This window comes from Kitasatospora sp. MBT66 (assembly GCF_000710405.2).
GTDB classification, from domain to species: domain Bacteria; phylum Actinomycetota; class Actinomycetes; order Streptomycetales; family Streptomycetaceae; genus Kitasatospora; species Kitasatospora purpeofusca.
In genome coordinates, this window is record NZ_JAIY01000006.1 from 542,049 (window position 1) to 552,548 (window position 10,500).

Here is a 10,500-nt window from a genome sequence, read left to right on the forward strand (position 1 = left end):
CTCCCCACCCCCGCCCGCGCGCCGCCGAGCGGCGCGCGGGCGCTGACGCAGCAGGGCAACATACCTGCCCGAAACGGGGGACCCGCGAAGGAGCACGGCCCCCCGCGCGGCAAGGTACTCAGGCGGGCGGCGGCGTTCCACCGCGCCTACGTGCTCCAGGGCTTCCAGGGCTTCCAGGCACCGGTGTCGATCTCGACCTCGAACGGCCCCGGAAGTCGGACGGCCTCGCCGAACTTCCACTCGCCCAGGGTTCGGTACGCGGCCTCAGCCTTGTTCGGCTCGCCGAACAAGGTGACGCCCGGCTGTCGCGGATCCCGATCCACCAGCAGGTAGTAGGGGACCCCGCTCCGCGCGTATCCGCTCCACTTGGTGGGCTTGCCGGACACCGGGCGCCGGTCATGGTGTGCGCCGGGGTACGCCGTGACCTCGGCGACCAGGCTGATCTCGTCCGGGCGGAGATACCGGTCCTCCGCGTTTTCCAGCAGATCCACCTCAGCCCTCACCAGGACGAGGTCGGGACAGTAACCGTCCCCGACTTCGGCAAGATCGACACCAACGTGCTGCAACACCTGCCACGGAAAGCCTCCGTCCCTGAACTCGGCGCGGAACAGCCCTTCATGCAGGCCCGAGAGGATCGCAGCGTGAACCACCGGTGGATACGGTGCCACGACGAACTCGCCACCGATCACTTCTACCCGCAACCGCTCAGGCAGCCCGAGATGCTGGTCGAGTTTGCCCCGGACCCAGAGCGCATACGGCGACTCGGGCAGGACCCACTGCCCGGTGGCAGCAACGGACGACATGCCCCCAGCCTTGCTGCCCGGTCCCGGACACACCACTGCCACCCAAGCCATTCCCCCGAAGGAACGGTTTCGGCGGCAGCGGATTGACGTTCGGCTCGTCCGTCAGACGTTGGGCCACTCAGACCGACAGGACGAGGCCACCAAAGCCAGGACGAAACTCTCCTCGGTGAGGTCCATATGCCCGGTCACCGCGATCACGGCCGTGCCACTTCCCCTTAGGTCAGTTCGCCAGAAGCTCGCGGATGCCATCGCGAGCTTCCTTCACGGCCGGGTTCGCGGATTCCCGGGTGGTATGCCGGGGCCTCCTCGATGGCCCCGGCACATCGCCCATGAGGAACTAAGCCCTGGCACACCCGATCCGGTCGAGTACATGAGATCAACTGGCCTCTACCACTCGCTCGGCGAGTACCCGACCAGGCCAGATCCGCCACCGGTGCATCAAGCGCCGGGGCCAGCCTTCAGTCTTCGCTAGGACGAGGAAGTCACATCCGCTGGCGGCCGAGGAAGAAGCATCGTGCAACCACGGTGCGGCGTGGCCCTACGGGCGGGCCGCTCCGTACTCCAGGTAGACAGTCTCAGACTGAGTCCTAGCCGCGTAGGCAGCGTGAACGCGGCGGGCGAGACGCGGAATGAGAAGTGCATCGAGCTGCTCAGTCGTGTGGAAGGCGTACTCACCGATCTCCACCTGGTCGACGGCGATGCTGTCGAGCTCGTCGGCGGGGAGGATGCCGCCGTCGAAGACGAAAAGAAGCTTGTCGCCCTCGGTGGGGTGGGGTGCCCAGTCGGCGACGAGCAGGCGGCCGATCGCCGGAGTAATGCCGAGTTCCTCCTTGACCTCCCGGGCCGCACCCTCGCTCGGGGTCTCGCCCGCGTGCAGGTAGCCGCCAGGGATCTCCCAGCCGGGCTTGTAGGTCGGCTTCACAAGGAGGACGCGGTCGCCCTCGTCGAAGAAAAGCACGCCGGCGGCGGTGCGGGGCTGGGCCACGACCTCGTGGGACTGGGAGTCGCTCATGGCGACGACTGTAGCCGTTAGGCCGCGTCACGCGACGATCTGGAGCCGCTGCGCGACGCCTGCCAGCAAGTAGCTGGGCTTGTTGCGCTGTTGGCGGACCCAGTTGGTCACCAGGTGTCGGGGGATGAAGTGATAACGGACTTGCTCGGGGGCCAGCTGCTCGGCGTCCAGGACTAGAGCGAGGGCCTCGTCCATGCGGTTCTGTGCGCTGTAGGCCCGGGCGATTTCGAGTGAGTGCCGCACGCGGCGTTCGAGCGGCAGGGTCGAGGAGTCCACGCGCGGCCCTTGGTCGAGGGCGATCTGGACGTCGCCGAGCTCCATGGCGGTCGAGATGCGGTGGATGGCCACGTTGGTGGGCCCGAAGGCTGTCCACATGTGGTTGGCGTCGTGGCCGACGCGCTGTGCGGCCCGGTCCGCCTCAGCGAGGAAGTCGCGCACCGTGCTCCGGTCCTCGATCCTCGCGGCGGCCATCGACCCGACGAGGAACAGGGTGCCGTAGATCGACAGGTAGGTCGGGGAACCGTCCTCCAGGCCGGCTTCCAGAAACGAGGCCGAGTTCATGACCAGGTCCCTGGCGGCGGTGAGGCGGCCGTTGCTGAGCAGGCAGTGGGAGACCGAGCGGAACAGCGAGCCGGTGACGACGATGTCGCCCGACTCCTGGGCCGCCGTGAGGCCGCGGTCGGCCGACATCCAGGCGAGGTCGGCTTCGCCTATTTTCGTCAAGACCATCGCGGCACCTTGGTAGGCCATCGCAAGCAACGCCTTGGCCTGCTGCTGTTGATCGCCCTCGTACATGCGCACCGCACGCTGGGCCTGGGAGAGGATGTCCGGGATGAGTCTGGTCGCGCGGGAGTATCTGGCGTCCTGGTAGGCGGACCAGGCGGAACCCACCTCGGCGCGCAGGATGTCAAGGTCGGGCGGCTGCTCGGCGTCGTCGGCCGCCAGGAACGGCGACAACTGCTTGTAGTCCATAAGTACTTCGCGCAGCTTCGACACGGCTCCGCCCTGGGCATCACCAGGCCAGCCAAGGAGTGACGGCTCCGCCAGCAGGTCACCGAGTCGAATGTCGAGGGCATCGGCCAGCGCCCTGATGACCGAAAGCCGATCGAGCTCGATACGGCCGTTCTCGACCTTGCTCAGCCAGTCGGCCGTCCGCCCGACGAGGCCGGCCAGAACCTCCTGGGGCATGCCCCGTCGACGGCGGTACCAGGCGACGCGCTCGCCAATGCTCAGCGTCTCACTCATTCCAGGCATGCTCCCAGCCTGAGAGCGTCCCCGCCGCCTACCCCGGAAAAATTTTCCGGGCTCCCCTCCATCCACCCTCCTAGCGTTCTGACGGGCCCTCAAGCGGATTTGCCTGACGGGTGATTAAGCAACCTGGAGGGTTGATCGTGGTGGCACGTCAGGACCTTCAAGCAAAGGAAGCCATCGAGGTACCCGGCTGCCTGTCGGTACAGATGAGCTTCCTGCGCGCTCACGCCTCCGTACCCTTGGCCCGGGCTCTGATCCGGGGGGTCATCGACGCATGGGAGTTCGACAGGCCGCTCGTCCAGGACATCGAGCTGGTCGCATCCGAGCTCTGCACCAACGCCGTTCTACACGGTGAGGCGTCGTGCCTTGGCTGCTTCGACGTCCGTTTGGCGCCTCAGCCTCGCGGCCTGCGAATCGAGGTCGCGGACGCTGGGCCTGGGCCCACCGACCGGCCCGCCCCGTCCACCCTGGCCGAGAACGGGCGGGGGCTCCTCCTCGTGAGCCGGATGTGTGAGAGCTGGGGCGTCGACGCGACGAGCGGCGGCACCGTGGTCTGGGCCGAGCTCAGGACCGGTGCGGCATGACCGACTACCAGCCGCACGAGGACATTTACCGCGCTGCTCACCGGGATCCTGTCGAAGCCGTACTCACCTGGCTCTGGCTGATCGGCCACCTCATCGTCCTCGCACTGCTCGGAGTGGTAGCCGACCACCGGCCCAGCTCCGATCGCTTCGGCCCCATCCTGGCGGCCGATCACGAGCCCGACCGCGGCCCTGAGCAGCACCCCGCGGTCGAACCCGAGGCATGACTCGGCTCGAAGGGCTGCACTCATTGCCGGCCTCATCCACACCGGCCGTCCCAGGATCCGTTCCCACGGGCCTGTCTGGCTGAGCACCCGCACGTACAGGTGGTTCTCGCAGCACCGCTCGCCGCGTGCCCAACGACTCCGCCCGTACCGATGCAGGCACACCGGCCGGGCGGCGACGGGGCCGGTCGCCCTTTCCCCCGGGGGCGGCCGGCCCAACCCCAGGTGACCTGCCCGACACAGCCGTATCTGCTCCACCCCAACTCGGCGCTGCGGAAGGATGGATGGATGAGTGACTGGGAGTTCGTGAAGGACAGAACCGCCACCGAAGGCGCGGTGTGGAGGTCGGTCGACGGCCTGCTCTACAAGCGGACCGGTGGCGAGGATCTGCGGGCGGAGACCGAGTTCCAGCAGCTGGCCGCAGGCCTCGGCTACCCTGTGCCGGAGATCGTCGAGAGCGGCTCGGAGGGCGGGCGCTACTTCGCCGTTGAGCGCGCCATCGGCGACAGCTCGCTGCACGAGGAGGCGCTGGCCGACGCAGGGCTGGACGGTCAGGTCAGCTACCAGGTCATCAGCACGGCGGCGGCCGTCGCATCGAAGCTCATGCAGGCCCAGGCGCGGCACCCCCTCCCGGCCACGCCGTGGTTCGAGAAGGCGGCCTTCGCGGCCGAGGTCTTCGGGGAGAACCCGGACTTCGATACCCCGCGCGTCCACGAGGCGGTCAAGCACGCCCTCGACCGGTTGGCCCGGCTCCCGATGGTGCACGGGCACCTGGACTACGGTCTGCCCAACGTCCTCCAGGCCGGGGTCATCGACTGGCAGCACCACGGACCGGTCCCGCTCGGCTACGACGTCTACCCCGCGCTCGACATCGTGGCCTTCAAGGGCGGCGGCAAGGGCTACAGCATCACCCCGGAACAGCGCGCCGCTTACACCGGCGCACTTGACGAGACCACAGCGTCCCTGATCGGGCAGCGGGTGAGCGAGCACCTGGGCGACTTCCTGCTCGTCAAGTGCTTCTTCTTCCTGGCCCTCATGCGGCCCACCGACCCCACGCGGCACGACAAGCACATCAAGTGGCAGTACCGCCGCACCCTGTTCACGATGGGACTTGATCAGTATGAGTCGTCCAACACGATCGACACCGACACCTTCCCCACTCTGGAACGGTTCACCGCTGAACACCGGTAGGCCGGTCCCCACCGTTCGCGACCGCGACTACCTGATGGACCACCACGGAGTCGTTTTCAAGGTCATCGGCGACAGGCACCCCGGCAGCCATTACCTCGGCTACGTCAAGTACCACCCTGACGAGAAGGGCGACCGGCGGCTATTCGACCGGACCTACCGGCAGAACAGCGTCGTGTCGAAGTCCTTCGGCATTCTCGCCGGCAGGCCGGAGTGCTACGTCTACTCCGACACCCTCGGCTGCGTCATCACCGGCATCCCGCGCGAGGACCTGGCCGTCCACTACTCCTGCCGCCAGGCCCTCGCGGCCATCCACGAGGACCCCGGCGCGGTCGCCGACAACCCGGCAGGCAAGGACCTCCTGGCGATCACCGAGTGGATCACCGCGAACGACGCACAGGGGCTGATCGGCGTCACCGGCTCCTTCCTCGTCGGCTGCTTCAACGAGCGCTCCGACATCGACCTCGTCTGCTACGGACCCGAGGGCTACCAGGCCGCACAGGAGCTCTTCCAGCAGACCGACCTGATCCGGCCGTACGACGGGGACGACCTCACCCGGCTGTACATCCGCCGGGCCAAGTACATGGAGGGCAGTTCGTTCGACGCCCTCATCAAGCAGGAACGCCGCAAGCTCCAAGGACTCACCGCCAACGCCGGCGCGCACATCAACTGCGAACCCATCCGCTCCGACCGCGACAGGACCTTCGCCCGGATCACCTCCAAGGAGATCGGCGAGATCTCCCTCCTCGCCAAGATCACCGACCACGCCGAGGGCCTCACCACCCCGGCCGTCTACGGGATCAAGGTCAAAACCATCCTCAGCTCGACCATCGACGAGGCCGACTCCTTCGCCCGCCGGATCACCCACATGCGCTCCTACCTCGGCGCCTACACCGGCGCCTTCAGGTCCGGCGACACCGTGCACCTGTCCGGCAAGCTCGTCCACACCCAGGACGGCGAACACAGCGGCTTCGGCATCGAACTCACCCCCTGGACCGTCAGCGGCTCCTACGTCGCCAACCTCGCCGGATAGGAGCCTCGTCTTGCCCCTGCTCGTCATCCGACACGCCGAGTCCGTCGAGAACGCCGACAAGTACAACGGCTTCTACCAGGACCCCCGCCCCTACAGCGGAGCCGCCGCCCATGCCATCTCCCGCACCATCGTCGGCCTGACCCCGCGCGGCTTCCGGCAGGCCCAGTGGCTCGCCGAGATCCTCCCGCAGCTCGCGGGCTCCGAGCTGCTGCACGTCTACACCTCGACCTACCGCAGGGCGATCGACACCGCCGCAATCGCCGTGCCGGCCCTCCCCGATGGCTGGCCCCGGCAGACCGCGCTCCTCGACGAGCAGCACTACGGCGACGCCACCTACATGACCAAGCGCGAGCTCTACGACAGCTACCCCGCACTCGCCGAGGACCGCCGCCTGCGCAAACACATCTGGACCGCGCCGGGCGGCGGAGAGTCACTCGCCGAGGGCGTTCTCAACCGGGCCGCCGAGTTCACCGCCCTCGCCCAGGCCGAACTCCAGGAATCGCGCACCGTCGTCGCCTTCACCCACCAGACCGCCGCAGTGGCGCTCCGAGCCCTGCTCGAAGCCTGCCCCCTGCCCGAGATCCTCGCCGAGGAGCGGAAGGGCAAGATGTCCAACGCCACGATCCTCCACTACGAGCTGCACGACGGCCGGTTCACCCGGACGGGAACCACCACCCCGCCGATCTAGGAGGAGCCCGTGCGACACCTGTTCCTCAACGGGCCCGTCCAGAACGGACCCTTCACCTTCGACACCCGCCCCGGCAAGGCCGTCGGAATCCGCCTCGCCGCCGCCCTCAACGCCATCCTCGGCCTACCGTCCGCACCCCACCTGTGGAACACCGTCACCCTCGCCGGAGACCTCCGCCACCGCGAGGCCGACGGCCCGAAGATCCCCCGCCAGAGGTTCGAGGCAGACCTGATAGCCGACAAGTACCCGCTCGGACAGTCCCCGGTGGGCGGCATCATGACCGACACCGACGCCGACGTCTCCGGCCTCGCCCTGGAGATGATCGAGAACAACCTCCGCTCCGGCACTATCACCATCAGCCACGAGACCGTCCCCACCTGCCGGACCTGCGGCCACATGACCAGCGCAGGCGGCCACCCCTGCAACGCCTGCGGCAGCACCGACACCCAAGACCGCACCGGCCTCCACCTCGTCGCCGAACTCGCGAAGGACCGCCCCATCCTCGACCGCTCCGACATCCACGCCAGCCACCGCCAGCAGCCCAAACACCTCCAACACACCGCCGCCAACGTCGCCCAGCGCCTGATCCTCTCCCGAACCCGCGACCACGGCATCGACCTCTCGCCCCTCGGCCTCAACCGCCTCGTCCTCGACCCGCGCGTCGGCATCCACGCCACCGTCCTCGCCGCAGCCCGACGGCATCAGGCCGACATGGCCGTCATGACCATCACCGAGAACGCGGCCAACCACATCGCCGCCCACGGCCAGCACTTCCGCCAACACGACAGCACCCGGCTTCAGTACGCCCTGCACGGCCACCTCCCGTACGACCACATGGCATGCCTGCACCCGCTCTACGAGGCGTACCGAGCCACTGAGGAGATCCAGGACTACTTCGAAAGGTGGTTCCTCCCGATCTTCTCCCTGAGGGCCAAGACTGGAACTCGGCCCGACCAACTCCCCGCACTCTTCAAGCAATACATGCGGGCACACCTGGCCAGGCCTGTTTTTGCCGACGAAGCCGCCTTCGAAGCCGTTCAGCACTCGGTCTCGGCCGGAAATACGGAATGGATCACGGATAAGCAAGCCCTGGCCAACGTGATGATCGCCCGCAGAGATACTTCTGGGGACCACTGTGGAGCCGGACACGACTGAGGTCTCCATGCCAACCCGGCAACTACGAGCCTGAAACCGCAATCCTCGGATTTCCGCTGGGTATCAACGTCGCGCCGTCCACTTCCATGCCGACAGCCGCACCAGACCAACCTCGGCCCTTAGCTGAACTCGACCCAACTTCACCCTTACGAGGCGAGGTTTCCAGAAGCTCCTGATGTCATGTCAACCACAATGGTACGTTCCGCAATCAAACCAAAAAACAGGCGACCCCGGCAGCGCGCCAACGCTCCGGGGTCCGGCAACAGGAGCGTCAACTCCCGATGCGCGTCCATCGTAGCGCCCACGTGCGCAACTTCACCGTGCTGCCCAACGCCGTCCTCCAGTACCGACGGCTCTCCTACACCGCCCGTGGCCTGCTCGCCGACCTCCTCTCCCGGCCCGACGGCTGGCGCGAGGACGGCCGCCACATGGCCGACACCAGCCCGCAGGGGCGCGGCGCGATCCGCAAGGCCCTGAAGGAGCTGACCGAGGCCGGGTACTACCGGGTCGAGAAGATCCGGATGCCGGACGGCACCATCCGCACCGAGACCCACGTGTACGACACGCCTTGGTCCTCGCCGGAGGCCACCCGTCCGGCACCCGGTGGAGCGGGTGCCGGGCGCGCTGACAGCCCTCCTGTTAAGAACCGGCACAAAGAACCCTCCCTCCCGGCAAGTTCGGCCGATGACGGCAAGGCCGAGGAGGTCCGCGAAGCCGTGGCCACCCTGTTCCGCGTGATCCGACCCGAACCACGCCTACGCCTGGGCGAGGCCGAAGCCGCCGAACTCGCGCCCCTCGTCGCTCAGTGGCTGGAGCGCGGGGCGACCCGAACCGACCTCGCTCAGGCATTGCTGCCGGGCCTGCCCGTCCCGATGCACTCGGCGGCCGCCGTACTTCGCTACCGCCTGGAGCACAAGGTGCCGCCCGCACGACCACCGGCACGCTACGCCGAGTGCGCCAAGTGCCACGACCCCGTGCCACAGCCGGGCATCTGCCGCCCGTGCGCCGGTCTGACAACCGGCACCCTCGCGACCGGCCTGGGAGCAGAGGTGGCAGCCGCAGGCGCCGCCCGGGTCCGAACCGCCCTGCGCTCCGCGATGACCGGCGACCGGCCCACACGCATCGCTTCCTAATGTCGTTGTCAAGCCGCCGTGGTCACTGGAGGTGTGACGTGGTAGCACCGTCGGTCACGGATCAGGGCCCAGAGAACGTTGACCCGTCGGCGGGCCAGGGCCATCACGGCTTGGACGTGCCGCTTGCCCTCCGCGCGCTTGCGGTCGTAGAACTTCCGCGAGTTCGGGTCGCACCGGATGCTGACCAACGCGGAGGTGTAGAAGACGCGTTGGAGTCTGCGGTGGTAGACGGTTGGCCGGTGCAGGTTCCCGCTGACCTTGCCGGAGTCGCGGGGCGCCGGTGCGACGCCGGCGAACGCCGCCAGGGCGTCCGGGGAGGCGAAGCCGTCCAGACCGCCGCCCACGCCGGCCAGGAACTCGGCGCCGAGCACGATGCCGATACCGGGGACGCTCTCGACTATGCCGGCGAGTTCGTGCTCTCGAAACCGGCCCTCGATGAGCTTGTCCATCTCGGCGATCTGCTCGTTGAGGGCCATCACCCCCTCGGCCAGGGTGTGGACCAGCCTGGCGATGGTCTTCTCCCCGGGGACGGAGGTGTACTGGCGCTCGGCGGCCTCGACGGCCGCCTCGGCGAGGGCTCTGGCGTTGCGGACCTTGCGGTTGGCCAGCCACTTCGTCAGCCGTGCGACGCCGGTGCGGCGGATCGCGGCCGGGGTCTGGTACCCGGTCAGCAGCTTGAGCGGACCGGTGTTGGTCACGTCCAGGGCCCTCTCCAGGGCCGGGAACATGCTCAGCAGAGTGCCGCGCAGGCGGTTGACAGCCCGGGTTCGGTCCTCGACCAGGTCGGCCCGTCGGCCGGTCAGCAGCCTGAGCTCGATCGCAGCCTCGTCACCGGGACGGACGGGCTGCAGGTCGCGCCGCATCCGGGCCTGGTCGGCGATCACGTAGGCGTCGCGGGCGTCGGTCTTCCCCTCGCCGCGGTAGCCGTCGGATGCCCGGTTCACCAGCCGGCCGGGGATGTACAGGACCTCCTGGCCTTGCGCGACGAGCAGGCTCAGCAGCAGGGCCGGCTCCCCACCGGTCATGTCGATCGCCCAGGTCACCCGATCGCCGCCGGCCAGGGCGAGAACATCGCCGATCAGCTGCAGCAGCTCGGGCTCGTCGTTGGCGACCCGCCGCGACAGCAGGGTCTTGCCCTCGGTGTCCAGGGCCAGGCCGTGGTGGTGGCCCTTGCCGCTGTCGATCCCCGCCCATATCCGGCTCATCATGCTCCTGACGTGCGTGTTCGTGCTGTTCGTACCACGGACGACCTCGCCGGCATTGCTCTACTCAGCGACTTGCTCGCACTTCCTAATCGGCGGCCGAGTCGTCGTGGGGCACCGGGCGGCAAAGCGACGCAAGCCACGAAACGGCAGCCGCCTGATAGCCACACCCAGCACCCCTGGGCGACCCAACCTTACGAATGGCTCGATCAACCCGGCTCAGAAGGTAG

The 10,500-nt window shown here is 68.1% G+C and carries 11 protein-coding genes; 7 read left to right on the forward strand and 4 right to left on the reverse strand.

The window, feature by feature from the left end; all coding sequences use genetic code 11:
* Nucleotides 1–146: 146 nt before the first annotated feature.
* The 3 genes from BI06_RS14925 to BI06_RS14935 form a co-directional block, all read right to left on the reverse strand.
* Nucleotides 147–803: a Uma2 family endonuclease gene (locus tag BI06_RS14925; RefSeq protein WP_051741068.1), complete on the reverse strand. Its 657-nt coding sequence runs from the start codon at nucleotides 801–803 to the stop codon at nucleotides 147–149.
* Between the two features lie 538 nt (nucleotides 804–1,341).
* Entirely contained in the window at nucleotides 1,342–1,815 is a 474-nt protein-coding gene (locus BI06_RS14930) for an NUDIX hydrolase (RefSeq protein WP_043468551.1), read from the reverse strand.
* Nucleotides 1,816–1,842: 27 nt separating this feature from the next.
* Entirely contained in the window at nucleotides 1,843–3,060 is a 1,218-nt protein-coding gene (locus BI06_RS14935; protein ID WP_043468554.1) for a helix-turn-helix domain-containing protein, read from the reverse strand.
* A 146-nt stretch (nucleotides 3,061–3,206) separates the two neighbouring features.
* Between BI06_RS14935 and BI06_RS14940 the strand changes: the two genes are divergently transcribed.
* From BI06_RS14940 to BI06_RS14970, 7 genes are all read left to right on the forward strand, one after another.
* Nucleotides 3,207–3,650, forward strand: a complete 444-nt coding sequence (locus BI06_RS14940; RefSeq protein ID WP_233290206.1) for an ATP-binding protein — start codon at nucleotides 3,207–3,209, stop codon at nucleotides 3,648–3,650.
* A complete protein-coding gene (locus tag BI06_RS14945) occupies nucleotides 3,647–3,874 on the forward strand; it encodes a hypothetical protein (protein ID WP_043468556.1) in 228 nt (75 codons plus the stop codon). Before BI06_RS14940 ends, BI06_RS14945 begins: the two co-directional genes overlap by 4 nt.
* A gap of 285 nt (nucleotides 3,875–4,159) precedes the next feature.
* Nucleotides 4,160–5,062, forward strand: a complete 903-nt coding sequence (locus BI06_RS14950; RefSeq protein WP_043468559.1) for a phosphotransferase — start codon at nucleotides 4,160–4,162, stop codon at nucleotides 5,060–5,062.
* A gap of 34 nt (nucleotides 5,063–5,096) precedes the next feature.
* Nucleotides 5,097–6,092, forward strand: coding sequence for a nucleotidyltransferase domain-containing protein (locus BI06_RS14955; RefSeq protein ID WP_043468561.1), 996 nt, complete (start codon nucleotides 5,097–5,099; stop codon nucleotides 6,090–6,092).
* A gap of 10 nt (nucleotides 6,093–6,102) precedes the next feature.
* Nucleotides 6,103–6,780 carry a histidine phosphatase family protein gene (locus BI06_RS14960; protein ID WP_043468563.1) on the forward strand — a complete coding sequence of 226 codons (678 nt, stop codon included), beginning with the start codon at nucleotides 6,103–6,105 and terminating at the stop codon, nucleotides 6,778–6,780.
* Nucleotides 6,781–6,789: 9 nt separating this feature from the next.
* The gene (locus tag BI06_RS14965) at nucleotides 6,790–7,935 is read left to right on the forward strand and encodes a hypothetical protein (protein WP_043468565.1); all 1,146 of its coding nucleotides are present in this window, start codon (nucleotides 6,790–6,792) and stop codon (nucleotides 7,933–7,935) included.
* Nucleotides 7,936–8,216: 281 nt separating this feature from the next.
* Nucleotides 8,217–9,068, forward strand: coding sequence for a hypothetical protein (locus BI06_RS14970; protein ID WP_051741070.1), 852 nt, complete (start codon nucleotides 8,217–8,219; stop codon nucleotides 9,066–9,068).
* Between the two features lie 8 nt (nucleotides 9,069–9,076).
* Here BI06_RS14970 and BI06_RS14975 read toward each other — a convergent pair whose 3' ends face one another.
* Entirely contained in the window at nucleotides 9,077–10,273 is a 1,197-nt protein-coding gene (locus BI06_RS14975; protein WP_043463675.1) for an IS110 family transposase, read from the reverse strand.
* Nucleotides 10,274–10,500: the final 227 nt, after the last annotated feature.